At 59.5% G+C, this 26,197-nt stretch carries 17 protein-coding genes and 3 pseudogenes; 8 read left to right on the forward strand and 12 right to left on the reverse strand.

Annotated elements, in window-relative coordinates:
• Positions 1-35: 35 nt before the first annotated feature.
• Both P6U16_RS11740 and P6U16_RS11745 read right to left on the reverse strand, forming a co-directional pair.
• Positions 36-1,424, reverse strand: coding sequence for an MFS transporter (locus tag P6U16_RS11740; RefSeq protein ID WP_277703827.1), 1,389 nt, complete (start codon positions 1,422-1,424; stop codon positions 36-38).
• Positions 1,425-1,549: 125 nt separating this feature from the next.
• Positions 1,550-6,335, reverse strand: a pseudogene (locus P6U16_RS11745) (NAD-glutamate dehydrogenase).
• A 278-nt stretch (positions 6,336-6,613) separates the two neighbouring features.
• On the opposite strand from P6U16_RS11745, the gene pdxY reads away from it, so the two are divergent.
• On the forward strand, positions 6,614-7,492 hold the full coding sequence (gene pdxY, locus P6U16_RS11750) for a pyridoxal kinase PdxY (protein ID WP_277700748.1): 879 nt from the start codon (positions 6,614-6,616) through the stop codon (positions 7,490-7,492).
• Between the two features lie 133 nt (positions 7,493-7,625).
• Entirely contained in the window at positions 7,626-8,264 is a 639-nt protein-coding gene (locus P6U16_RS11755) for a carbonic anhydrase (RefSeq protein WP_277700749.1), read from the forward strand.
• A gap of 33 nt (positions 8,265-8,297) precedes the next feature.
• Here the strand turns inward: P6U16_RS11755 and P6U16_RS11760 are convergent, their stop codons facing one another.
• The 3 genes from P6U16_RS11760 to P6U16_RS11770 form a co-directional block, all read right to left on the reverse strand.
• Positions 8,298-9,260, reverse strand: coding sequence for a DMT family transporter (locus P6U16_RS11760; RefSeq protein WP_277700750.1), 963 nt, complete (start codon positions 9,258-9,260; stop codon positions 8,298-8,300).
• Positions 9,261-9,280: 20 nt separating this feature from the next.
• Complete coding sequence (locus tag P6U16_RS11765) at positions 9,281-10,102, reverse strand: lytic transglycosylase domain-containing protein (protein ID WP_277700751.1); 822 nt, start codon at positions 10,100-10,102, stop codon at positions 9,281-9,283.
• 223 nt (positions 10,103-10,325) lie between these two features.
• Positions 10,326-11,360 carry an aspartate-semialdehyde dehydrogenase gene (locus tag P6U16_RS11770; RefSeq protein ID WP_277700752.1) on the reverse strand — a complete coding sequence of 345 codons (1,035 nt, stop codon included), beginning with the start codon at positions 11,358-11,360 and terminating at the stop codon, positions 10,326-10,328.
• A 639-nt stretch (positions 11,361-11,999) separates the two neighbouring features.
• On the opposite strand from P6U16_RS11770, the gene P6U16_RS11775 reads away from it, so the two are divergent.
• The gene (locus tag P6U16_RS11775; RefSeq protein ID WP_277703828.1) at positions 12,000-13,751 is read left to right on the forward strand and encodes an MFS transporter; all 1,752 of its coding nucleotides are present in this window, start codon (positions 12,000-12,002) and stop codon (positions 13,749-13,751) included.
• A 201-nt stretch (positions 13,752-13,952) separates the two neighbouring features.
• Here the strand turns inward: P6U16_RS11775 and P6U16_RS11780 are convergent, their stop codons facing one another.
• The 3 genes from P6U16_RS11780 to leuB form a co-directional block, all read right to left on the reverse strand.
• A complete protein-coding gene (locus tag P6U16_RS11780; protein WP_277700753.1) occupies positions 13,953-14,237 on the reverse strand; it encodes a hypothetical protein in 285 nt (94 codons plus the stop codon).
• A 95-nt stretch (positions 14,238-14,332) separates the two neighbouring features.
• A complete protein-coding gene (locus tag P6U16_RS11785; RefSeq protein WP_277700754.1) occupies positions 14,333-15,010 on the reverse strand; it encodes a phosphatase PAP2 family protein in 678 nt (225 codons plus the stop codon).
• 273 nt (positions 15,011-15,283) lie between these two features.
• On the reverse strand, positions 15,284-16,396 hold the full coding sequence (gene leuB / locus P6U16_RS11790; protein WP_277700755.1) for a 3-isopropylmalate dehydrogenase: 1,113 nt from the start codon (positions 16,394-16,396) through the stop codon (positions 15,284-15,286).
• Positions 16,397-16,620: 224 nt separating this feature from the next.
• Here leuB and P6U16_RS11795 point away from each other — a divergent pair, with 224 nt between their 5' ends.
• Positions 16,621-16,869: a hypothetical protein gene (locus P6U16_RS11795; protein WP_277700756.1), complete on the forward strand. Its 249-nt coding sequence runs from the start codon at positions 16,621-16,623 to the stop codon at positions 16,867-16,869.
• A gap of 106 nt (positions 16,870-16,975) precedes the next feature.
• Here the strand turns inward: P6U16_RS11795 and P6U16_RS11800 are convergent, their stop codons facing one another.
• From P6U16_RS11800 to P6U16_RS11810, 3 genes are all read right to left on the reverse strand, one after another.
• Positions 16,976-17,362: a RidA family protein gene (locus tag P6U16_RS11800; protein ID WP_277700757.1), complete on the reverse strand. Its 387-nt coding sequence runs from the start codon at positions 17,360-17,362 to the stop codon at positions 16,976-16,978.
• Between the two features lie 19 nt (positions 17,363-17,381).
• Positions 17,382-17,987 (reverse strand): 3-isopropylmalate dehydratase small subunit, encoded by a 606-nt coding sequence (gene leuD, locus P6U16_RS11805; protein ID WP_277700758.1) that lies wholly within the window; start codon positions 17,985-17,987, stop codon positions 17,382-17,384.
• 108 nt (positions 17,988-18,095) lie between these two features.
• Positions 18,096-18,341 carry a hypothetical protein gene (locus P6U16_RS11810; protein ID WP_277703829.1) on the reverse strand — a complete coding sequence of 82 codons (246 nt, stop codon included), beginning with the start codon at positions 18,339-18,341 and terminating at the stop codon, positions 18,096-18,098.
• A gap of 150 nt (positions 18,342-18,491) precedes the next feature.
• Between P6U16_RS11810 and P6U16_RS11815 the strand changes: the two genes are divergently transcribed.
• A complete protein-coding gene (locus tag P6U16_RS11815; protein WP_277700759.1) occupies positions 18,492-19,400 on the forward strand; it encodes a CoA ester lyase in 909 nt (302 codons plus the stop codon).
• Positions 19,397-19,603: a DUF1737 domain-containing protein gene (locus tag P6U16_RS11820; protein ID WP_277700760.1), complete on the forward strand. Its 207-nt coding sequence runs from the start codon at positions 19,397-19,399 to the stop codon at positions 19,601-19,603. The genes P6U16_RS11815 and P6U16_RS11820 overlap by 4 nt, the downstream gene beginning before the upstream one ends.
• A 25-nt stretch (positions 19,604-19,628) precedes the next feature.
• Here P6U16_RS11820 and P6U16_RS11825 read toward each other — a convergent pair whose 3' ends face one another.
• Complete coding sequence (locus tag P6U16_RS11825; protein ID WP_277700761.1) at positions 19,629-20,063, reverse strand: metallopeptidase family protein; 435 nt, start codon at positions 20,061-20,063, stop codon at positions 19,629-19,631.
• A 1,156-nt stretch (positions 20,064-21,219) separates the two neighbouring features.
• Between P6U16_RS11825 and P6U16_RS11830 the strand changes: the two are divergent.
• Positions 21,220-22,650, forward strand: a pseudogene (locus P6U16_RS11830) (DNA polymerase Y family protein).
• Positions 22,650-25,990, forward strand: a pseudogene (locus tag P6U16_RS11835) (error-prone DNA polymerase). The pseudogenes P6U16_RS11830 and P6U16_RS11835 overlap by 1 nt, the downstream one beginning before the upstream one ends.
• The last annotated feature ends 207 nt before the right edge of the window (positions 25,991-26,197 follow it).

Here is a 26,197-nt window from a genome sequence, read left to right on the forward strand (position 1 = left end):
CGCCGCGTTTGACACCTTAAACCGTAGCCGGCGCTCTAAAGAGCCCGGTTCGCCGGGTAAGGAGTCCTGAGCAGAACCAGCAGACCGACGACGAGAAAGGCGATCAGCGCCATCATGCCGATGCGTGCCGAGCCGGTGGCAAGCGTAATGGTCGCGACGGATGCCGGTGCCAGGAACGATGTTGCACGACCGGAGAGCGCATAGAGACCGAAATAGCGTCCCGCTTCTTCAGGGGTGACGCTGCGTGCCAGGTAGGAGCGCGACGAGGCTTGTACCGGGCCGAAGGCGATGCCGACAAGGAGCCCGAAGACGATATAGGCTTTCTCGGCCGCGGTGCCGAACAGGCCTCCGGAATCGGCGGTCGATAGCGGCAAAAGCCCGAACAGCGTAAAACCGGGGCCAGTAGACACGATACCAACCGTCGCGATGACGAGGCAGATGAGGCTCACAACCACGATGCGCTTTGAGCCGAGCTTGGCGTCGAGCCTGCTTGCGTAAAGGCAGCCGCCGATCGCGACGACGTTGAGAATGATGCCGTAGACGCCGAGTTCCACCGTCTGCCAGGCAAACATGCCGGCCGCAAACGTGCCGCCAAGCGCCAAAAGCCCGTTGACGCCGTCCTGGAAGATCATACGCGCTATCAGAAATCGCAGTATGCCGCCGCGGTGGCGTAGCGTGCCCAGCGTTTCCTTCAGCTCCTTCAAGCCTGTCCGCACGGCCATGCCCGCAGGCAAGGTTCCCTTCGGCGCATCCGGAGTGAGGAAGAACATCGGCAGGATGAAAAGGAAATACCAGATCGCCGAGATCGGTCCCGTCACGCGCGCATCGGCCCCGGTTGCGGGGTCGAGCCCGAAGAGCGGTGGAATGCCCAGAATTGTTTTTCCGGATTCCGGGTTTGCCGCCAGCAGGGCGACAACAGCGACGAGGACGATCATGCCGCCGAGATAACCCAGACCCCAAGCGATGTTGGATACACGCCCCGCTTCCTTTTCATCGACGAGGCGCGGCATCATCGAATCATTAAAGACGATCGAGAATTCCGCCGCGATGGAAGCGAGGATGATGAAGATCAACGGATAGAGCATGGATGAGCCCGGCACGGCGAACCAGAGCCCTGCAAGCGAGGCGATCTTTATCACGGCAAAGAAGCCGATCCATGGCTTTCGTGGACCCGTGGCATCGGCGATCGATCCCAGCACCGGAGACATGATCGCGATCGCGATACCGGAGATGGTCAGCGTATAGCCCCACATTGCCTGGCCATAGGCAGGATCATCCGTGAGCCGTGAAACGAAATATGGTCCAAAGATGAAGGTGATGATTACAGTAAAGAACGGCTGTGCTGCCCAGTCGAACAGCATCCAGCCCCATAGGCCGGCTTTGGTGACTTTACCCCGCGTCGCTGGTTTATCCGTCGTCCCGATATGCAAGAAGTTATCCCAGTCTGCCGGCGGCCTGCTATTGAAAGGTTCAACGTATACGCCCGCCGCTGTCGGCGAGCGCTGAGTCCAACGGCCTTATTTGTTTCCCACGAAGTTCGGGGACTGTCTCATCTTGCCGGCTTGCGCGCAAGATCGGTAAGCAGGCCAGCGGCAACGGTGATCTTGGCCAGCGTTGTTTCGCCGGATTCGGTAAGCTGCGTCAGCTGGTCGCTGATCCGGCCGATGCGCTCAGGATCGCTGTCCCGCCAGGCTTGAACAGGATTGCGCTCGCTCTTCTGGGCTGCCAAGGCGGCGATGGTGATATCGCGTCTGGCGTTGGCGATGTCGCCAATGCTGCGGGCCAGTGCCATGGCCTCATATTGCTCCGTCGCTGAGACCCTGTCGGCCGCGACCAGCAGGCGGGCAATGCGAAGATTCTGAGTAACGCCAGAATAACTGAGTGCAGTGCGGGCAAGCGTGACGCCGGTTTCCGCCGAAATCTGCATGATTTCCGGGACCTGCGTCATCAGGAAGAGATTGGCGATCTCCTCTGCCTGGGATTGCGGCACGCCTTTGTCGATGTAATAGGCGGCCTTCTTCGCGACTTCGGCGGCAGCGTCTTCCGGAATGGCAGTGTTCACGCCGGGCTTAAGCTTCTGGATCGCCTGCCGCAGCTTTTCGACGGCCTCGGCAAGTGGTCCCGCTGTCGCCTGTGTGCGCAATGCGCGCTCGGTGACGATCGCGAAAATGCGCGCCACTTCCTGGTAAAGCTCGTTCTGCACAGTACCGCTTAGAACCGTATCCAAAGCATCGATGTCGGCCTGGATTCGCTTCAGATCATAGCCATCGCGGGCGAGAACCGCAGCCTTGACGACATCTGCCGGCATGAAGCCCGTCTGGTCGATGAGTGTGCTGACGAAGGCCGGGCCGCCGCGGTTGATCGTGTCGTTGGTCAAAATTGTCCCGATGATCTCGCGCCGCAGCCGGTGGCCGTCGATATCCTGGGCGTGCGCCTTGTGCATTTTCTGGGGAAAATAGCCACGCAGCGTCGTTAGAAAATAAGGATCGTCCGGCAGATCACTCTGGACCAGCTGCTCGAACAGCACGAGCTTGGCATAGGAGAGAAGCACGCCGATTTCCGGTCGTGTCAGAGGCCGGCCGGCCTGATAACGCTCGCTGAGTGCCAGGTCATTGGGCAGCATCTCGACCTTGCGGTTCAGCTGACCGTCGCTTTCCAGTCGCGTCATCAGCCGGGCAAGTGGGGTGCGGTTGGCCAGTCCCTGCATCTCGGTCAGCGAAATCGCCAGGGATTGTTCGTAGTTGTTGCGCAGCACGAGGCCTGCGACTTCATCGGTCATGGACGCGAGCAGCGTGTTGCGCTTTGCGCGCGTCAGGCGGTCGTCGCGCATCGCGGAAGCGAGCGCAATCTTGATATTGACCTCGACGTCGGAAGAGTTGACGCCAGCGGAATTGTCGATGGCGTCCGAGTTGCAGCGCCCACCCTTGAGCCCGAAGGCGATGCGGCCCTTCTGGGTAACACCGAGATTGGCACCCTCGCCGATCACCTTGGCACCCACCTCCTCAGCCGCAATGCGGATCGGGTCGTTGGCGCGGTCGCCGACTTCAGCATCGGTTTCGCTGGAAGCACGGATATAGGTACCGATGCCGCCGAACCAGAGCAGGTCGACCGGGTTCCTCAGGATCGCCGTCATGATTTCGAATGGTGTCGCCTGGCCCTTGTCGATACCGATCGCCGCCATGGCTTCCGGCGTCAACTTCACAGATTTTTCCGAGCGTGGAATGATCATCCCACCCTTGGACATTGTTGTCCGGTCATAGTCCTGCCAGGAGGAGCGCGGCAGCGCGAACATGCGCTTGCGCTCAGCAAAGGACCGGTCGGTATCCGGATCAGGATCAATGAAGATGTCGCGATGGTCGAAGGCAGCGACCAAGCGGATCTTTTCTGAGAGCAGCATGCCGTTGCCGAAGACGTCGCCCGACATGTCGCCAACGCCAGCGACAGTGAATGGTGTGGTCTGGATGTCGATATCCATCTCGCGGAAGTGCCGCTTCACGGTTTCCCAGGCGCCGCGGGCGGTGATGCCCATCTTCTTGTGGTCATAGCCAACGGAACCGCCGGAAGCGAATGCATCATCCAGCCAGAAGCCGGCTTCCTGCGCCAGGCCGTTGGCCGTGTCGGAGAAGGTCGCCGTGCCCTTGTCGGCCGCCACCACGAAATATGGATCGTCACCGTCGAGTCTGAGCGTATTGGCTGGCGGCACGACATCGGCGCCAACGATGTTATCGGTGATCGACAGCAGCGTGCGGATATAGGTCTTGTAGGCCTCGGTGCCCGCCTTGAAAATTTCGTCGCGGGTGCCACCGACGGGCAGTTGTTTCGGATAGAAGCCGCCCTTGGCGCCGACCGGCACGATGACGGCGTTCTTGACCTGTTGCGCCTTGACGAGGCCGAGCACCTCGGTGCGGTAATCCTGGGCACGGTCGGACCAGCGCAGGCCGCCGCGCGCCACCTTGCCGAAGCGCAGGTGTACGCCCTCGACCTCTGTGCCATAGAGGAAGATTTCGCGGAATGGCCGCGGTTCGGGCAAAGCTTCCAATTGCTTCGGGTCGAGCTTGACGGCGATCAGCGCCGGCGGGTTGCCCTCGGCGTTGCGCTGGAAAAATTCGTCCGCAGCGTCGATTGCACGGCATTGACGTAACGGCGCAAGATTTGGTCTTCGTCAAGGCTTGGGACAGCGGCGAGCGCGTCCTCGATGCCGCCGAGCAACGCCTGAAGGCGCTTGGCTCGCGGCTTCTCTTCAAGCGTGGGATCCATCCGGGCCACGAACAGCTTGACGATTTCCGCAGCGATCGGTGGATATTTGTTCAGCGTGTCGGCGATATAGCCCTGAGAATAGGTAATACCGGCCTGGCGCAGATAGCGCGCATAGGCACGCAGCACCGTCACTTCGCGAGCGTTAAGGCCGGAGAGCAGGATCAGCCGATTGAAAGCATCATCCTCGATTGTTCCGTTCCAGGCAGCAAGAAATGCCTCCTCGATCAGTGGACCTGCTTTTTCGAGGTTGAGCACCTGCCCGTCGCGGTGGATCAGTTCCATGTCGTGCAGCACGACAAGCCGGCTATCGGACGCGGGCGTCGTGACGATGATGTCGTGGGTCTGCTCGCTGATGACGCGGAAGCCGAGGTTTTCCAGCAAGGGGACGCGGCGCGAGAGCGAGACCGGCTCGCCGGCATGAAAAATCTTCAGTTCCAGCGCTTCCGCCGGCTTGCCGCGTTTCTGATAGAAGGAAATCCGGATCGGATCGTTGTCTACACAGGCGGCGATCGCTGGCAGATCGGCATAGGCTTCCGCGGGGGTGAAGGCCGCCTGATAGGCTTCGCCGACGGAGATCGTGATGTCTTCATGGGCCGACAGCAGCCGGAACCGGTCACTCCAGCGGGTGACGATATCGCGCACGGCTTCTTCCAGCCGTGCCTGGGGGATACGGGTTGTTTTGCCGGTCGAGCGGCCGATGATGAAGTGAACGCGGGCAAGTCCGCCTTCCGGGAAAGCCGGATAATAGGCAGAGACGCGGCCGTCATAGATAGTCTTCAGATAGGTACCGATCTTCTCACGAATCTCGGAATCATACTGTTCGCGCGGCACGTAGACGATAACGGAGACGAAGCGGTCGAAATGATCGATGCGCGGCAGGACCCGGATGCGGGGGCGGTCGCCAAGCTCGTTGATCTGTTCGCAGAAGCTGGCAAGCAGGTTGATATCGATCTGGAAGAGATCGTCGCGGGGGTAGGATTCCAGCGTATTCATCAGCATCTTGCCGGAATGGCTCTGGGGATCGTAGCCGAAATGATCGACTATCTTCTCAACCTTGAAGCGCAGCAGCGGAATTTCCGAGGCCGGCCGGGTATAAGCCGTGGAGGTGAAGAGACCGACGATCCGCAATTCGCCGGTGACGTTTCCGCTCGCATCGAAGCGCTTGACGCCGATGTAGTCCATATAGGCGCGGCGGTGGACGACGGATTTTACATTGGCCTTGGTGACGATGAGAAAGTCGGGACCATCGAGAAAGGCAAGGATTTCAGGCGTGGTCAGCACCGCATCCTTGCCCTGGCGCAAGACGCGGACGTCCGGATTGGAAAGCAAACCCAGGCCGCGACCGCTGCCACGCTCGACTGTAGCAGTCTCGCCCTTGCCGGAATAGGTGTATTCACGCATGCCGAGGAAAGTGAAGTTGTTGTCGCGTAACCAACGGAGGAAGGCGAGTGCCTCGTCCCGGTCGCTTTTCTTGCGGGCGGGACCGTGGTTCTCCAGATCGTGCATGGCCTGATCGAGCAGCACGGTCATCTGGCCCCAGTCGTCAACGGCCTGATGCACCCGCTCAAGCACGGCGCCGACCCGTTCCGTCAGCGACTGCGCATCGCTTGCGGAAAGCTGCGACAGGTGAATCTGGATATGGCTCAGCCGGTTGCCGGGGTCGCTTTTTCTTCCGGATCGAAAAGCTTTGCCGGCTTTCCATCCTCCGCCACGATGATCGGATGGATGGCGAGATGAATGTCGCGATGGGTGCTCGTGACTTCACCCATAACCGAGTCATAGAGAAACGGCATGTTCCTGTCCGTGACGGCAAGTATGGATACCGCATTGCCTCCGGGCGCAATTCCTTCCACTGTCTCCACGGTGATCGCCGGCTGACCGTCGCCACGCAGCGAAAGAGCCCGATGCGCATGGGCGGCCGTCAGCGCCAGCATTTCCGGTGTATACACGTCGATGTCGTCGCTGCTCGCCCTGCGGAACAGGATTTCCGGCGCAAGAATTTCCTTGCCCAAGGTTTTCGCGGCCGCTTTCACCGCTTCAAAATGCTTGTCCCGTTTTGGATTGTATTTGGCGCCCATGACAGTCTCTCCCCGCAATCATGATTTGGCCGAACCTATCAGAAGATTGATGCTTGGCGATGGTTTTTGTCTTTGATTCCAGCAATTTTCCGACGGTCTGCGGCTCACTTTACAATGGTTTCGTCCATTTTCTGCATATCCGTGCAAAAATCGAATTTCGCTTCAAGATTGAAATTGCACCGGTTCCAAGGTTATCATCAGATGCTTTTTACAGCGATAGTTGACAGGAACATGAATGTCGGGTGATCAGGTGGACGTGCAAAGAATGGAAACTGTCCATGCCCGAGACCGAAGCCGGCGCAATCATTGTCATTTCTAGTCACGTCGTCCGGGGTACAGTTGGAAATCGTGCAGCGGTATTTGCGCTGGAAAGCCTTGGCTATCCCGTCTGGGCGTTGCCGACGGTCATTCTTCCCTGGCATCCCGGCCATGGCCTTTCGACGCGGGTCACCATCGGCGCGGATGATTTCTCCTGTATGATCGATGACCTCATCGCCTCGCCGTGGATTGGCGAGGTTCGAGCTGTGCTGTCAGGTTATCTCGGAGCACCACATCAGGTAGAGGGTGTTGCCCGGCTGGTCGAGGCGCTGAAGCAAAGGAATGCCGAGGTTTTCTACGCCTGTGATCCGGTGATTGGTGATGCCGGCGGCCTCTATGTGCCGGAAGCGACCGCTGTCGCTATCCGGGATCGACTGCTGCCGCTCGCAAATCTGGCCACGCCCAACCGGTTCGAGCTCGCTTGGTTATGCGGGGGAGCGGCCCTGGAAACCAACACCGCGATACTGGAAGCGGCGCTGTCGCTTGGTCCCTCGCGGATGCTGGTCACCTCTGCGATTGCGATGATGGCCGGCGGAACCGGAAATCTCTATCTGACCGGAAACCACGCCTTGCTTGCCGAACACAGGCTGATCGAAAATCCTCCGAACGGCACGGGTGATTTGCTGGCTGCGGTGTTCCTTGCCCGGATTCTGGAAGGTCTGAACGATGAGCGGGCCTTGCAGATGGCGACGGCCAGCGTATTCGAGGTGATTGCCCGCACAGCGCGCCGCGGTGCGGATGAATTGACGCTCGAGCAGGACGTGTCCAGCCTGTCGACGCCGATGGCGATGGTACAGATGCGGCGTTTGATGCACCCGGGGCAGATTCGGCGCAGGTAAGCGCATCGCATTTTGAGCTGCCTTGTTGGTGATAGGGCAGGCTTTTAATTTGGATGCACTGCAATGTAAAAGGCGGTAGACAGGAGCGGGTGCACAGATCGCCCGTCCTCAACATGCGGGGTAATCGAGAAACATGAGTTTTCCGGATCATTTGCTCAACGGCTATCGTAATTTCATGAGCGGGCGCTTCAGCGAACAGCAGCAGCGCTACAAGGTGCTTGCGGAAGCGGGACAGAAGCCGAAGACGCTGATTATTGCCTGTTGCGACTCGCGTGCTGCGCCGGAAACGATTTTCGACAGCGGCCCCGGCGAGCTTTTTGTCGTGCGGAACGTTGCCAATATGATGCCGCCCTATGAGCCCGACGGGCAGTATCACTCGACCTCTGCGGCGCTCGAATTCGCCGTTCAGTCCCTGCGCGTCAGCGATATCGTGGTCATGGGCCATGGCCGCTGTGGTGGTATCAAGGCAGCGCTCGATCTCGATTCCGAGCCGCTGTCTCCGGGCGATTTCATTGGGAAATGGATGAACCTGCTCAAGCCCGCCGCCGAGCAGATCCACAGCAACAGTATCCTCACTGCCGCCGAGCGCCAGCGTGCACTGGAACGCGTCTCGATCCGCAATTCGATCGCCAATTTGCGGACATTCCCCTGCGTCAGCATTCTGGAAGGCCGCGGCAAACTCCGGCTTCATGGGGCCTGGTTTGATATCTCGACCGGTGAACTCTGGGTCATGGATGCGGCCACCGGTGATTTCCTGCGACCGGGCATGTAAGCAATGCAAAGGCGGCCTGAGCGCCGCCTTGCCCTATCCGCTTCCCAGCGGTGGCTTTTGATCGGATGCTTCCGGTGCCGTTGCAAGCGAAGCCTGGCTGTCTGCCGAAACAACCGGTGTCGGCAGAGGCGTGCCGCGCTTGCGTTCGCGCGCCAGCGTCAGCAGTCCGGACAGGATGATCAGCGCGATGCCGGCCGCCATCGGTAAATCGATCATATCGTCGAAAAAGAGATAGCCGAAGAGGATCGCCCAGATCATCTGGCTGTATTGTGGCGGTGCGACGAGATTGGCCGGCACCAGCCGCGCGGCATTCATCAACAGTATATTTCCAAGCGCACCGAGCAGGCCGTAGCTGGACAGGAACAGCCATTCCGTCGGTGTTGGCAGCTTGAAATCCGAGAGCATCAATGCTCCGCTGACGATCAGTGTCCCGAGCAGGATTGATCCATAGAGCGACAGGCGTTTTTCGCCTGGCCCCATGGCGCGCACGATGACGATCGCGATTGCGCCTGCAACCCCTCCCGTGGCCGCCGCCAGGTGACCGATCGACAGTTCCCGGAAGCCGGGCCGCAACACGATGAGCACGCCGATGAAACCAAGGATAACGGCGGCCCAGCGCTGCCAGCGCACGTCTTCCTTGAGAAAGATGACCGAGAGGATGGTGACGAAGGACGGCAGCAGGAAGAGAAGCGAAAAGGCTTCGGCCATCGGCAGCTTGGTAAAGGCGATGATCGAGGCGATGGAGCCAATGGCGCCGGCGGCAAACCGCAGCAGCCAGAGGCCGCGGTTGGAGGTCCGGACGAGGTCCGCCCAGCTGTCGTCGGTGGTCTTCAGGAACGGCACGGCGGCAAAGCCGAGCACGGCGCCGATGAAGGCGATCTCATAGGGCGGCAACGCATCGTTCAAGGCTTTGATCGATGCGTCGCTGAAGGCGTAGACGGCATAGGCGAGAAACGCGATAGCGATGCCTCCCGCCGAAGACTGTGGTCTTGTCATGCGGATGAGCCCTTGTCGGTTCAGCCGCCGTCGATCTCTGCGCCGATGATGGCAATAGCTTGCTGATAGACGCTGGCGGCATTCCAGCCCTGGATGGCGCCGAAATTGCCCTGCCCCTGCTGATAACCGCCGCCGGCACTCCAGCCGTGACCGCGTAGGAAGTTGGCCGTCGAGGCCAGTGCATCCGCCTTGGAACGAACCATGTCGACATGGCCGTTGCCGTCGCCATCGACGCCATATTTCAGGACGTTGGCGGGAAGAAACTGCGTCTGGCCGATTTCGCCATGGGCAGCACCGCGTGCGCTCGGCGACAGGTCGCCGCGCTGCACCAGCTTCAGTGCGGCGTAAAGCTGGTCGGTGAAAAAGGCGGAGCGGCGGCAGTCATAGGCCAGCGTCGCCACGGCCGACAGCGTGTGTTCCTTGCCCAGGAATCCGCCGAAGCCGGTTTCCATGCCCCAGATCGCCAGAAGTGGACCGGCCGGAACGCCGTAGCGGCTTTCGATCTTGCTAAGCAGAGCAGCGTTCTGCGCCTTCATCTTCTTGCCGCGCGAAATGATCGCCGCGCCGCCACGCTTCTGCATGAACTGGCTGAGCGAAAGCTTGAAGCTTTTCTGGCCGCGGTCGGCGCGGATGGTGGCCTTCGCATAGGAGACGTTGGCAAAGGCCTTGTCGAGCACCGAAGGATTGATGCCGTTGCCGGCAGCCTCCTGCTTGAACTCCTGAACCCAGGCATCAAAGCCGCTTGCATTGTTGCCGCATTGCGCGGCGCTTGCCATGGAAGGCAGGGCGATCGACGCCAGAATTGCCGTGAAACCTGCCAGTGCGCACTTTGCCTTGTGCATTGAAAAACCTCGTGATCGCCAGAATCTGAAAGAGTATTGCAGGATGCCAGTCTTTTCAGCGACTGTCACGATACTGCCGGTGGCGCAGATATTCACATTGTTTCACGTGAATCCTCGGCCGAGATACCGTCAGTCGTGTCAATTGCTCTGAAAATCAGCAAGCCCCGCAGTTCGTAAACGAAACATGCGAGGCTTTTATTGGTTAAAACTTTAAAAAGTCTGATCAGGCGGCCTTTTTCTTTGCCGTGATCAGGCCGCGACTGACGAGAAGCTCGGCAATCTGAATGGCATTGAGGGCAGCACCCTTGCGCAGGTTGTCGGAAACCACCCAGATGTTCAGGCCGTTCTCGACGGTGGCATCCTCGCGGATGCGCGAGATATAGGTCGCATCTTCGCCAGCGCATTCGTAAGGCGTCATGTAGCCGCCGTTTTCATGCTTGTCGACGACGAGGCAGCCCGGCGCTTCGCGCAGGATGTCACGGGCCTGATCGGCACTGATTTCGTTTTCGAACTCGATGTTGACCGATTCCGAATGGCCGATGAAAACCGGAACGCGCACGGCCGTGCAGGTCACCTTGATTTTTGGGTCGAGCATCTTCTTGGTTTCGGCCAGAACCTTCCATTCTTCCTTCGTATAGCCATCTTCCATGAAGCTATCGATGTGCGGAATGACGTTGAAGGCGATACGCTTGGTGAACTTCTTCGATTCCATCGGATCAGCGACGAAAACGGCGCGGGTCTGGTTGAAGAGTTCGTCCATGCCGTCCTTGCCGGCGCCGGAAACCGACTGGTAGGTCGAGACGACGACGCGCTTGATCTTGGCGAAATCATGCAGTGGCTTGAGGGCGACCACGAGCTGCGCGGTCGAGCAATTCGGATTGGCGATGATGTTGCGGCGGGTGAACATCGCGATTGCATCCGGGTTTACTTCCGGAACGATCAGCGGCACGTCCTGATCGTAACGCCAGGCCGACGAGTTGTCGATAACGACGCAGCCTTGGGCGGCGATCTTCGGCGACCACTTGAGCGAGACGGCGCCGCCTGCCGACATCAGGCAGATGTCGGTATCGGAAAAATCGTAGTTCTCTAGGTTCTTGACCTTCAGCGTCTTGTCGCCGAAGGACACTTCTGTGCCCTGGCTGCGAGCAGACGCCAGCGCCACGACCTCATCGACCGGGAAGCCGCGTTCCTCGAGGATATTCAGCATTTCGCGTCCGACATTCCCGGTCGCGCCTGCAACGGCAATCTTGAAACCCATTGTCTTGCTCTCTTTCTTCATCTCTCCGCTGGGCTTTGGGGGAAACCCGCTGGCCAAAGGCGCGGGCTTCGTGTCCCCGGCCATACCGGGGAGAGAGCGGCGGACCAGAGACGTCAGACGGTTTTCGTCGTCGTTTTGGCCGTTGTTTTGGAAAAATCCTGGAAATAGCGAACCCGCCCGGCAACAAAAGCCGGGGCGATCAGCGCAGCGATGGTCAAACCAATCCGGTGCATTGCGTGTCCCTTTTCCGCTGCTGCTCTTACGCGTTTCTGGCATAGAGTCAAGACGGGATGACCGTATGAGCCGTCTTGCGTGCTGCTGGTATGGTTCTACATCAAGTCCATACTACAAAAGCTCAACTTCCGAAGGCTTTGTCGCCATCGCGAAGAGCCTGCCGGTCCCGTTGCGCGGCGGATCGTCACTGCGCCATTCTCATAAGACTTTGGTCTTACGACCAATCGTGGGCTTGGCATGCCGCGCACGTAAACTAGTCTGCCCAGTCTACGTGGAGGAAAATGTGCCCTTGGGGAACGGTTTTTACCGTCAATGGCGCTTATGGGGCCGATCGCAAGGTCGGCGAACAAGGAGGAGGCATAAATGGCAATAGCTGAAGTCAATGCGGGGGATCGCTCGCGCCCCATGACGGGAGAGGAGCGGAAGGTCATCATGGCCTCTTCCGCCGGCACCATTTTCGAGTGGTACGACTTTTATCTGTACGGTTCGCTCGCCGCGATCATCGGCGCACAGTTTTTCACCGCTTTTCCCGAGGCTACCCGCAACGTCTTTGCACTTCTGGCATTTGCGGCAGGCTTCATCGTGCGTCCGTTCGGCGCGCTGGTTTTCGGCGCCCTTGGTGACATTGTCGGCCGCAAATACACCTTCCTGATGACCATTCTAATCATGGGTCTCTCGACCTTTCTCGTCGGTCTGCTTCCCTCATACAGCAGCTGGGGCGTCGCGGCGCCGATCATCCTGATCATCCTGCGCATGTTGCAGGGTCTGGCGCTCGGCGGCGAATACGGTGGTGCTGCAGTCTATGTGGCAGAACATGCCCCTGCCAACCAGCGTGGCTATTTTACCGCCTTCATCCAGACCACGGCGACGTTGGGCCTGCTTCTCTCGCTCGTCGTGATCCTGTCGGTGCAAGGCTACGTTAATGGCAACTGGGCGCCGACGGCGGTGCTTGATGCGGCCGGTGCCGTGGTGATGAACCCCGACGGCACGGAAAAGATGATCAAGGCCTTCGATCTCTGGGGCTGGCGCATTCCATTCCTCGCTTCAATCGGCCTGCTGGCTATCTCGCTTTACATCCGCCTGCAGATGAACGAATCTCCGGCCTTCAAGAAGATGAAGGAAGAGGGTGCGGCTTCCAAGGCGCCGTTGCGTGAAGCATTTGGGACCTGGAGGAATGGCAAGATCGCTCTGATCGCTTTGTTCGGCCTCGTCGCCGGTCAGGCCGTTGTCTGGTATTCGGGCCAGTTCTACGCTCTGTTCTTCATGCAGAACGTGATCAAGATCGATAGCTTCACCGCCAACGTTCTGGTGGCTTGGTCGTTGATCCTCGGTACCGGCGGCTTCCTCTTCTTCGGCGCGCTTTCGGACCGGATCGGCCGCAAGCCGATCATTCTCGCAGGTTGCCTGATCGCAGCACTCACCTACAACTTCGTCTTCCCGCTGCTGACTCAGACAGCCAACCCGGCACTCTATGCGGCGCACCAGACTCCGGTCACCGTTACCGCATCGCCGGAAGACTGCTCGTTCCAGTTCAACCCGACCGGAACGGCAAAGTTCACCTCGTCCTGCGATATCGCGAAAGCGACGCTTGCCCGCACGTCGGTGAACTATGAGACAGTCGAAGATCCTGCGGCAACCGTTGCCCAGGTCAAGGTCGGCGAAACGGTTATCACTGCCTATGATTCGGCTACGCTCACCGGTGACGATCTGAAGAACACCACGGCTGCCTTCACCAAGGGCGTAAACGATGCGCTGACGGCGGCGGGTTATCCGATCTCGGCAGATGCGAACACGACCGTAGCCAGGGCTGCGCACTTCTTCGATATCTTCACCGGCCAGAAGATCACGATCGTCCTGATCCTGACCTATCTGATTCTGCTTGTGACGATGGTCTATGGCCCGATCGCGGCCATGCTGGTCGAACTGTTCCCGACCCGCATCCGCTACTCAGGCCTGTCGCTGCCTTACCATATCGGCAACGGCTGGTTCGGCGGCCTGATGCCTGCAACGGCCTTCGCCATCTCGGCGCAGACCGGCAACGTCTATGGTGGTCTGTGGTATCCGATCATTATTGCCGCAGCCACGGTCGTCATCGGGGTCATCTTTGTGCCGGGCAATACACACAAGAAGGACATCTTCGCGAACGACGCGAAGTAATGTCGCACAGGCTGGTCTCCGGGCCAGCCTGCTATTTTGAATGCTTTACAGCCAACAGCAATTTAAGGAAACGCCGCCGCGGTTTTAGCCGTGGCGGCGTTTTTATGTGTCAGGTGAAACAGTGGCGGCGCATTGTTGCGCATTCGCATCCAGGTAAAAGCCGTTCTTGCAGCCAATCGGTTGTCTCAGGAGAACGATGTCCTATTGACGTACCTTCGTCCAAACCGCCCATGCCGAGACGAAGCAGCCAAGAATAATGGCATTCGAGACGATTCCCCAGGCCATCATGGTGAGCCTTGCTCCGTTGTCCGTCACGGTATTTGCCCCCGTCGTCAGCGGTAACAGGATTGCCACGAAAACGACGCCGAGACCCAGGGGCATTGCCAGGCCCATCGCTGCGCGTGTCCGCAAGGCGGTCAGGAACAGGAACAGAATCAAGCCTATGCGAAACGGATCTGTGAGCTGAGAGACAAGTGTTTCCAACATTTTAGATCCTCCGTTTGCAGTGGCGCCATGGTTCCATAAAGACCGGGCGCGGGCAAGCGAACGAAAGCATCATAAAGCGCCTTCTTCGTTGTGTTTCAGGATTTTGGCCGCGGCCAGCCTTTTTCATCGTGTCGGAAGAGCCAGTTGCGCGCGGCAAAGACAAAAGCGGCCATGATCGCCGCCCACAGGCCCAGCAGCAGCCCGGCGGCCACATCGCTTGGGTAATGCGCTCCGACGACAACCCGTGTGACCCCGATCGTCAGGGCGCCCAGCAGGAACAGGATACGCAGACGCGGCACCAGCATGGAAAAGGCACTGAAGAAGGAGCCGACAGCAGCCGAATGGCCCGACGGAAAGCTCTGATACACCCATTCATGTCCGGCGAACCAGGTGAGGCTATGCGCGCCGTAATCCGCAAACAGCTCCGGGCGTGCCCGCCCGAAGATCAGCTTGGCCAGATGCACCAGCGTGCTGGCGCTGCCGATCGTCACCAGGAAATACAGCGCCAGCCGCCACGCCGTTTTCGACTTCGACGAGAAACTGTCGCTGCTGGCGACCCGGCTGGCGATATAGGCGATGATGACGATCGAGCCGGACCCATAGATCATCCATGCGAAGGTGCCGAAATCGGTGATGCGGGTGTTGAACGCAACGATCCCTTCAGGCAGCGCCTGGGCCCGCTGCGACAGGGTGCCATCGAAGGGCAGAAGTGCAGCCACGAGAAGCATGGTGGCGAGCAGCAGCCACAAAGAGGAGGAGAAGGGTCGGCTCATGAAAATCCTGCTTGTCTGCGATTACGAAGGCTTGTTCTCCCATCCTCTCGCCCGTGGTGCGGATCATGTACACTGAGTGAAGCGAGCAAAAGGCTCTTCCCTGAGGCTGATGGTTGAGTTTCCGTCACGTGCGCTGAAACGAGGGAGCTTGGAACAGCGCCTTTTCGAAACCTGTGGTCCTATCGCAACTATTCAACCTCGCCAAGCAAAACGGCACCTGAATCTTTCGATGGAGGTGCCGTTTTCACGAAGTAGGGCAGGTGTGGGATGACTCTAAGCCGACAAAGCCTTGAATTCTGCAAGAATCGCGTCGCCCATCTCAACGGTGCCGACCTGTCGTGCACCCTCGGCCATAATGTCGCCGGTGCGAATGCCCTTGTCGAGCACGTTGGCGATCGCCTTTTCCAGCGTGTCGGCTTCCTTGACGAGGTTGAACGAGTAACGCAGGCACATGGCGAACGAGGCAATCATGGCGATCGGGTTGGCGATGCCCTTGCCGGCGATGTCCGGGGCTGAACCGTGTACGGGCTCGTAAAGTGCCTTGCGCTTGCCGGTCTTGGCATCCGGCGCGCCGAGCGAAGCGGATGGCAGCATGCCGAGCGAACCCGTGAGCATCGCCGCGACATCAGACAGCATGTCGCCGAACAGGTTGTCGGTGACGATCACGTCGAACTGCTTTGGCGCGCGAACGAGCTGCATGCCGCCGGCATCGGCGAGCATGTGGTCGAGCGCGACATCAGAATACTTCGCCTTGTGCGTCGCCGTCACCACCTGGTTCCACAAAACGCCCGACTTCATGACGTTACGCTTTTCCATGGAGCAGACGCGGTTGCCGCGCGTTCGGGCCAGTTCGAAGGCGACCCCGGCGATGCGCTCGATTTCGTAGGTATCGTAGACCTGCGTATCGATGCCGCGCTTCTGGCCGTTGCCGAGGTCGATGATTTCCTTCGGCTCGCCGAAATAGACGCCGCCGGTCAGTTCGCGCACGATCAGGATGTCGAGGCCTTCAACCAGTTCCGGCTTCAGCGAGGAAGCGTCGGACAGGGCCGGGTAGCAGATCGCCGGGCGCAGGTTGGCAAACAGTTCCATGTCCTTGCGCAGGCGCAGCAAGCCGGCTTCCGGGCGCACCTCGTAAGGCACGTCATCCCATTTCGGGCCGCCGACGGCGCCGAAGAGAACGGCGTCCGCTGCCATTGCCTTTGCCATGTCGGCGTCGGAAATCGCTGCCCCATGCGCGTCATAGGCCGATCCGCCAACCAGGCCTTCGTCCGTGGTAAAGCCGCCCGCCATCTCGGCGTTCATATAGGCGATGATTTTACGGACTTCCGCCATGGCTTCCGGGCCAATGCCATCGCCGGGCAGGAGGAAAAGATTGCGCACTGTCATGGGGCATTCCTTTGAGTTCGGGCTGTCAGGTGTCGGCGCGTTCTTAACGCAACTTTCCCCCAAGTAAAATGCGTTTGGCAAAGAATCGCACCCGGTATTACAAGCGTTCCTGTGATTTCGGAGGTCCTGTTCCATGCGAAACAGCACGATCCTGAACGCCATGGCATTGTCGGGTCACTGGATGAGACGAACTCATCCGCAACCCGGATCAAAGGATTTACACCATGCGCAAGTTCATCATCTCCGCCATCGTCGCCGCAGTCGCTGCCGTCTCTTTCGCCGCTCCCTCGCAGGCCGGTGGTTATGGCTACAAGAGCTACGGTTATTCCAAGAGCTACGGCCACAAGTCCTACGGTTACAAGAAGAGCTATGGCCACAAGCAGTACGGCTACAAGAGCCACAGCTACAAGCCTTACGGCTACAAGAAGCACTACAAGGCCAAGGTCGTCATCAACTACGGCTACGGCTACTGAGCCCATACAACAACGAACTGACCTCCCCAGAGCCCGGTCGCCCCTGCGACCGGGTTTCGGCTGTTTCGTAGGCTTGCACGGGGGACAGCCTGTTCCTTCATCGGAATCAGCCCCTGAAGGCTGTGACTTCGATCTCGATCAGCATTTCCGGGCGGATGAGGCTGCAGACGACCATGGTCGCCGCCGGCCGGATCGTGCCGAAGTCTTCGCCGAGGATCGGAAAAACCCTGTCGGCAAAGGCGGCGTCGGTGATATAATAGTGATTACGGACGATATCTGAAAGCGAAAATCCCGCCTCCTGCAAGGCGCCTTCTATGGTTTTCAGGCAGTTGCGCGTCTGTTCTTCCACGGTTTCCGGCATGATCATCGTGGTGTAGTCGTAGCCGGTCGTGCCGGACACGAAACACCAGTCGCCCTGCACCACCACCCGCGAATAACCCGCCGTGCTTTCGAACGGCGAGCCGGAAGAGATCAGCGTGCGTGGGCTTGCCATAGTCCGGGCTGCCTTTGGCTTACGCCCAGGGATGGGAAACGGCGTTGGCCTTCTCGAAACTGTCGATGGCGGCCGCCTTTTCGAGCGTCAGGCCGATATCGTCGAGGCCGTTCAGCATGCAGTGACGGCGGAAGGCATCGAGCTCGAAGCTGATCTTGCCGCCATCGGGGCCTGTGATCTCGCAGGATTCGAGATCAACCGTCAGAACGGCGTTGGAGCCGCGCGAGGCGTCGTCCATCAACTTTTCCAGGTCTTCCGGGGAAACGACGACCGGCAGAATGCCGTTCTTGAAACAGTTGTTGTAGAAGATGTCGGCAAACGAGGTCGAAATGACGCAGCGGATGCCGAAGTCGAGCAACGCCCAGGGAGCATGTTCGCGCGAGGAGCCGCAGCCGAAATTGTCGCCCGCCACCAGAATCTTGGCGTTCTGGTAGGCCGGCTTGTTCAGCACGAAATCCTCGTTTACCGAGCCGTCTTCATGGTAGCGCGCCTCGGCGAAAAGGCCGGTGCCGAGACCGGTGCGCTTGATCGTCTTCAGGTAATCCTTCGGAATGATCATGTCCGTGTCGATGTTGACGACGGGGAGCGGCGCAGCGACGCCGGTGAGCTTGACGAACTTGTCCATGACTGAAAGCCTTCGATTTCAACGGAACGGCAGGAATTGCGCCCAGCATCTAGAGCAATTTAACGTGAAAATGAAGGAAAATCTGCGGCGCCCGGTTGGCGATGTCGATTACAGGTCGATGATCGTGCCGCGGCCGTCGTTCCAGATGCGCGGTTCGCGCGCCGGGCGTGGGGCATCGCGATTGGCTCGGGCGCGCACCGGCTTGGGCGAAAGCCGTGCCGAGATCGCCGAGCCGATCATCAGCACCGAGACGATGCCGGCCAAGGCCAGCCCGAGCGAAGCCGTGAACACGAAGGCCATCAGCGTGAACGCGATGCCCGCGACGGTCAGGAGGAGAGTTCGAATGCTTTGCATGATCATGGTCACCTTTCGTTGCTTCAGATGTGGCCCTGTCGCTTGCAGTTTGCAAGAGGCGGCTCTTCCGCAAGGGATGCGGCGGCATGTCCATCGTCAGACACGCAACCTGCCTTGCGAAAAAGGCGAAAGCCGGGCAAGACTGCGCCGATGACAGCCTCTTCCTATCGCCATCCCGTCCGTCTTCGTCGCTCGGTCCTTTGTGTCCCGGCCGACAATGCCAGGGCGATTACCAAGGTCGCTGTGCTGGAATGCGACGCGGTCATCTACGATCTTGAGGATGCTGTTTCTCCGGATGGCAAGGCGCCGGCACGCGAGGCGCTCGCAGCCCATCTGTCAGCTCGCCATCGGCCGAATCTCGAAGTCATCGTCCGTATCAACAGCCTGTCGTCCGGTTTTGGTGAAAAGGATCTCGCAGCGCTCGTATCCTGCAATATCGACGCGCTACTGCTCCCCAAGGTCGAAAGCCCCCAGGATATCCAAGCGGTTGTCGATTTCCTGTCCGAGAGAGATGCGCCGGATACGTTGCGCCTGTGGGCGATGATCGAGACACCGCGTGGCGTGCTCAATGCTGCGGCCATCGCCGAAACCGGCCGTACTCGTGGCGGCAGGCTCGATTGTTTCGTGCCGGGTGCGAATGACTTGCGCAAGGAAGCCGGCGTGCCGGATGCGCCGGGCCGACCCTATCTTGTGCCGTGGCTGATGCAGATTCTGCTTGCCGCCCGCGGCAGCGGGCTTGATATCATCGATGCGGTCTTCAATGATTTTGGCGATGCGCAAGGTTTTGCTGCCGAATGTGCTCAGGGCCGTGCCATGGGCTTCGATGGCAAGATGCTGATCCACCCGGCACAGATCGGCCCGGCCAATGATTGTTTCGGCGTCGATGCGTCTGCGCTGGCTGAGGCGCGTTCTATCATCGATGCCTTTGCTCTTGCCGAAAATGCGGGTAAAGCGGTGATCAACCTTAAGGGCCGCATGGTCGAGCGCCTTCATCTCGATCAGGCGCTGCGCCTCGCCGCCAAGGCCAAAGCCATTCAATATAAAGGTATAAAAGCTTGAAACTGTACCGTTTACTGACCGCGCAGGACGATGCCACCTTCTGTCACAAGGTCACGGCCGCCTTGAACAAGGGCTGGGAGCTCCATGGCTCGCCCACCTATGCCTGGAACCAGGAAACCCGGCAGATGATGTGCGGCCAGGCCGTCGTCAAGGATGTCGAAGGCAAGGAATATACGCCGGATACCAAGTTGTCCGAGCACTGAAACAACAGGGCGGGACAGGCTTTCCTTACCCGCCAACATGCTCGACGCTGGCCTCGATGCGTTCCATGTCGTCGTCCGACAGACCAAAATGGTGACCGATTTCGTGGATCAGGACATGGGTGATGATATCGCCCAGGGTCTCCTCGTTCTCAGCCCAATAGTCTATGATCGGTCGGCGATACAGCGTGATCCGGTTCGGCATTTCGCCGGTTTCCATGGTGAAGCGCTCGGTGACGCCCCGACCCTCGAAAAGTCCGAGCAGATCGAAGGGCGTTTCCAGCGCCATATCCTCCAGAACGTCATCGCTTGGAAAGTCCGCAATCTCGATGCTGAGACCGCTGGCCAGCGCTCGGAATTCCTCGGGCAGATGACCGTAGGCCTCCAGCGTCAGGGATTCGAATGTGCTGATGGTCGGTGCGTGGCGTTCCCGCCAGTCATCGGTCTGGTCAATCCTGGCCATGCGTACTCCTTAACTGACCTCCATATAACGATTTCATCCGCATATTTCGAGTGATGAATTCTGGCTGATCCGATGCAAGGAATAAATTCTTAAAATTTGCGATTGACTCTTTTTGAAGCTCTGGAATCTATAGGAACATAACAGGAACAAATGCTGAGAGGGTGACCGTCATGGCCGCAAAAGCTGTGTCGCGGGCGGGGCTTTCTGCGCTTCGCGAAACCATTGCACGGATCGAAAACGAAAAGCTTCCGGGGCTCATCCACTCCGCCCGTGGTGTCGATGAAGCCGGATTCCAACGGCGTGAAAGCCACAGGGAAGCACCCGGAAAAAAGTCCTGCCGATCGGGGTTGAGACGCTGGACCGCATTCTGGATGGTGGCTTCCCATTGGAAGGCCTGACGGAAATCCGTGCCCCGCAAACCCGCGATGCGGGGGCTGCGACCGGGTTTGCATTGGCGATCGCGGCTCTTTGCCAGGGCGTGGCTTCGGCAGAACTGCGTTTGCCGGTTCTCTGGATCGGTCAGGCCATGGGCGCGAAAGAAGCGGGTCTGCCCTATGCGGTCGGCCTTCAGGCGTATGGTCTGGATATGCGCCGCTTCCTGCTTGGCCGGCCACGCACCGTTCAGGATGCGCTGTGGATCGTCGAGGCGGCGCTGACCGCGCCAGTCTTTGCCAGCGTCATTCTGGAGGTGCGCGGCAACCCGACCTGTCTGGGGCTCAGCGAAAGCCGGCGGCTGCATGTGCGGGCTCGAGCCGGCGGCACGCCTTTGCTCCTGCTGCGCCAGTCCGGCGAAGAGGAGGCAAGCAGCGCGCTCTTCCGGTTACGGGTCGAGTCGCGCCCTGGGCAGGGCCAGCGGCTGCCGGATGGTGCGATTCTGCCCGGCAGCATCGGAAATCCCGTCTTTCACGTCACTGCCGAAAAAGCCGGATGTTGTCGCATGCCGGTACAGTTCTGGAATGGAGCCCCCATGACCGCCGCTTTTATGCCCTCGACCCGGACGCAGCCGCTCTTCAGCCAGACCCAACGCATCTTGTCGCTTACCTTCCCGCATCTGCCGACGAACCGGGTAGCGCGCCTGCGCTGGGGCATGTCGTGGCTTTCAAGAGGGCGTCCTGATCATCCGCCGATCGTTTTTTCCGGGCAGGTAAAAAACGCCATGCGGATCGTGGCACTCGACCACGTGGCGGAACGGTCCGGCCTCCGGTTTGGTCAGGGCATCACAGAGGCTCGTGCCATTCATCCGGTGATCGATGTGATCCCGGCAGATCCGGCGGCGGATCGTGCCTTTCTCGACGGGTTGGCTGATTGGTGCGACCGCTACACGCCGTTGGTTGCGATGGATGGAGATCGCGGACTTTTTCTCGACATTACCGGATGCGCTCATCTGCATGGCGGGGAAAAGGCGCTTCTCGACGATCTGCTGTTTCGCCTTTTCCATCTGGGCGTCGAGGCCCATGCCGCGATTTCGAACACGCCCGGCCTGTCCTGGGCCATGGCACATTTTGGCGGCACGCGGATGATTGCCGCGGCGGAGGATGCGGAAACCATCCTGTCGCCCATGCCGCTTGCAGCGCTCCGGCTGGCGCGTGAAACCGTCGAAGCATTGGCGCGTGTCGGGTTGAAGACGGTGGGCGATATTCTTCATGCGCCGCGGGCGCCGCTCGTCCGTCGCTTCGGAACACAACTGCTGTTGCGCCTCGATCAGGCGCTGGGGCTTGACGATGAACCCTTGTCGCCGCGTCTTACCGTCGCCAGCCTGTCGAGGGAGCGGCGGCTCGCGACCCCTGTCGAGGGGAGGATGACATTCTCGGCCTGGCACTGCAACTGGCCAAGGGATTGGTCCCGGCTCTCGAAGAACGGGGAGAAGGTGGACGTCTTTTCGAACTCCTGCTGTTTCGGGTCGATGGCAAGGTTTTCCGCATCCAGGCACGGACATCCGCCCCTTACGCGACCCCGCGCGCGTGGCAGGGCTTTATCGGGAACGGCTTCAGGCCGTGCATGATGATCTTGATGCCGGCTATGGTTTCGAAATCCTGCGTCTGTCGGTGTTGAAGGCGGAACCGTTCGGTCAGACACAGCAGGATTTTTCAGGAAGCCCTGATCAGGGTCTGTCGCTGGCCGCCTTTGCTGACAAGGTGGTGGCGCGTCTCGGTCCTGACAGCCTTGCGGTGCCGGTCCTTCTAGAGAGCCATCTGCCGGAGCGCGCCGCTACTTTCCAGCCGCTGTCCGACACGGCTCTTCTTTCGATACCCACCAAAGCGGTTTCCCCTCGTCCGTTGCCTATTTCCGCACAGCAAGACCCTTGCGGCTTTTTCATTACCCAGAACCCGTGCAAGCCTTTCTCGCCGAGGTTCCGGACGGCGCACCGGAAAGCTTTGAATGGCGTCGTATGCGTCACCGCGTCGAGCGTTCGGAAGGGCCGGAGCGGATCGCCGCGGAATGGTGGGTCGATGGCGAGATGGCGTCAACCCGGGATTATTTCCGGATCGAAGATCAGAACGGCCATCGTTTCTGGCTCTATCGCGACGGTCTTTACGGACAAGGTGCGGCCCCTCCCCGCTGGTTCATGCACGGGGTCTTTGCTTGATGCATCAACCGGTCTTTTTCGAGTTCGGCGCCCGGACCAATTATTCCTTTCTCGAAGGGGCGGCGCCTGCGGAAGAAATGGTGGTCTACGCCCGGAAGATCGGCCTGGCCGGCCTCGGTATCGCCGATCGTAATACGGTTGCCGGCGTGGTGCGGGCACATGCCAAGGCGCGGTTTGAAAAGACTGTTTTTCAACCTGGCTCCCGGCTTGTCTTCGCTGACGGGACGCCTGATATTCTCGCCTATCCGCAAAATCGAAGGGGCTGGGGGCATCTTTGCCGGCTGCTCAGCACAGGCAACCTGCGCTCGAAGAAAGGGGCGTGCACGCTTTTTCTCGGGGATTTGTTCGCATGGCAGGACGATCTCCAGCTGGTTGTCATGCCGTCTCCGGGGTCGGTGGATTGCAAGAGCCTGCAAACCCTGCTGTTGAAACTGAAAGCCGTGGCCGGAACCCGGCTCTATCTCGGGCTTGTCCCGCGCTACGATGGCTGCGACCGTCATCATTTCGCAACGCTTGCCCAGCTTGCCGGCAAGCTCGGTGTTCGACTGCTGGCCACCAATGATGCGCTGTATCACGATCCAAAATATCGTCCACTGGCGGATGTGGTGACGGCGATCCGCGAGCATCTGACGATCGCCAATGCCGGATTCCGATTGCAGGCGAATGCCGAGCGACATCTGAAATCACCACGGGAGATGGCCCGGATCTTTCACGATTATCCGGATGCCATCAGCAATGCCGGCCGCTTTTTTCGTGGGCTATCCTTCACACTCGATGAATTGAAACATCAATATCCCGACGAATCGGAAAATGGCAAAAGCCCGGCGGAGATGTTGAAAAGGCTGGTGCAGGAGGGGGCCGCGAGGCGCTATCCCAAGGGCACTCCGCCGAAGGTTCAGAAACAACTCGCCTATGAACTCGAACTTATCCATTTCAAGAAATACGAACCTTACTTCCTGACCGTGTACAAGCTTGTGAATTTTGCTCGAAGCAGGGATATCCTCTGTCAAGGGCGCGGCTCTGCCGCCAACTCCTCTGTCTGTTTCTGTCTTGGTGTTACGGAAGTCGATCCGCAGCACTTCACGCTGCTTTTCGATCGCTTCCTGTCGCGCGACCGCGATGAGCCGCCGGATATCGATGTCGATTTCGAGCATGAACGCCGCCAGGAGGTGATCGAATACATCTACGCGACCTATACCAAGGAACATGCCGGCATCGCCGCCGCCGTCATCAGTTACCGCGCCCGCTCCGCCGGCCGCGAGGTTGCCAAGGTCTTTGGCCTGTCGGAGGATGTGCAGTCGGGTCTCTCGAGCTCAATCTGGGGCTGGTGGACAACGTCGTTCTCGGAGGAGCAGGCAAAGGCGGCCGGTCTCGACATGGCCGATCCGGTGACGCAGCGCGTACTGACCTATGCCGGGCTTCTGATGGGCGCGCCGCGACATCTTTCCCAGCATGTCGGCGGCTTCGTCATCACGCGGGACCGGCTCGACGAAGTCGTTCCGATCATGAACACGGCCAAGGAGGACCGCTACATGATCGAATGGGACAAGGATGATCTCGATACGTTGAATATCCTGAAGATCGATGTGCTCGCGCTCGGCATGCTGACCTGCCTTGCCCGCGCCTTCCGGCTTCTCAAGAGCCATTACCATAAGCCGAAAACGCTGGCCGCAATTTACGAGGACCAGCAACCGGCGGTCTACGACATGATCTGCCGGGCCGATACGCTCGGCGTCTTCCAGATCGAGAGCCGCGCCCAGATGAGCATGCTGCCGCGTCTTCGACCGCGCGTCTTCTACGATCTTGTGATCGAGGTGGCGATCGTCCGCCCGGGTCCGATCCAGGGCGATATGGTACACCCCTATCTCAAGCGACGGCAAAATCCCGATGCCGTCGAATATCCGAGCGAAGAACTGAAGGAGGTTCTGGAGCGAACCCTGGGTGTGCCTCTATTTCAGGAGCAGGCGATGCAAATCGCCATCACGGCTGCCGGTTTTTCGCCGGCGGAAGCCGACAAGCTGCGCCGTGCCATGGCGACGTTCCGCCGGACGGGTGAGGTCAGCAATTTTAGGGATCGCATGATTGAGGGCATGGTCAACAATCCGCGCCACCGTTACGAGCGGGAATTCGCCGAGCGCTGTTTCAGCCAGATCGAAGGTTTCGGCGAATATGGCTTTCCGGAAAGCCATGCCGCCTCCTTCGCCTCGCTCGTCTATGCGTCCTGTTGGTTCAAGACCTATTATCCCGATGTCTTCTGCGCAGCGATGCTCAATTCCCAGCCTATGGGTTTCTATCCGCCGGCCCAGCTGGTGCGCGACGCGCGGGAACATGGCGTGTCTGTCCTAGCCGTCGATATCAACCATTCTACCTGGGATGCCGCCCTGGAAGATGGTGGTTTCGATCGCGCTGGGATCGAGCCGCGACATCGGGAGATGCGCGATGTGATCCTGTCGAAAAAATCAGTGCGGCTCGGTTTCAATCTGGTGAAAGGCCTGAACGAGGACGACATGGAAAACCTCGTTAAGCATCGTGAACGGGGGTATCGCTCCGTAAGGGATCTGTGGCTGCGCTCCGGCTTGGCGCGGGGGCGATCGAACGGTTGGCCGACGCCGATGCCTTCCGTTCTGTTGGGTTGGATCGGCGTGCGGCACTCTGGGCCGTTAAGGCGCTGGACGACAAAAGCGCTGCGGAAAGCCTGCCTTTATTCGAGCGGGCCGGCCATGCCGACCTTCAGCGCGAACCCGCCGTCGACCTGCCCGCCATGTTGCCGGGCGAGCAGGTGATCGATGATTATCGTTCGCTCACCCTCTCGCTGAAAGCCCATCCGGTTTCCTTTCTTCGGGAAAGTTTTTCCAGGCAGGGCATCGTCACGAACAGGCATCTCGATACGATCCGGAGCGGTCGGATGGTGACAATTGCCGGTTTGGTTCTGGTGCGTCAGCGCCCGGGGACTGCCAAGGGCGTGATTTTCATGACGTTGGAAGACGAAACCGGTGTCGCCAATGCGATCATCTGGAAGAAAACCTTCGAAAAATACCGTGCCGTCGTGATGGGTGCGCGGCTCGTGAAGATTCGCGGCCGCGTGCAGAGCGAAAGCGGCGTCATCCATGTGGTCGCAAGCCATATGGAGGATATGACGCCGGCGCTTGGCCTGTTGCGGCAGGAGACACGCAGCTTCGCGGCCCATCCGCGCGCCGACGAGGTACTGCGCCCGACCACCGATCACCGGCAGAAACAGGCAGCAAAGGCGAAAGCAAAACAGGCTGACATCGCCCAAGGTCTTTTGGCGGAGGTGGAGGATGCGGCAAGCGTAATGCCGAGGGGGCGGAATTTTCATTGAGCGTGGGCCTGCCGGAGAGCCCTTTTAGTCGGCGATTCGAAGCGGACGCTTAGAAACGCTGGCAGTGACACCCTTTGCCCCTGTGTCGGCAATTGCTGGTTTCGAGAAAGATATTGCGACAAAAAAGCCGCGTTGCACGAAAGAGATCGTGCGTCGCTGCTTTGGGCAGGACAATAAGGTCCTGAAAATACGATGTTTTTCATCAAG

Origin of the sequence: Rhizobium sp. 32-5/1, from assembly GCF_029537235.1 — a bacterium.
Lineage (GTDB): Bacteria > Pseudomonadota > Alphaproteobacteria > Rhizobiales > Rhizobiaceae > Pararhizobium.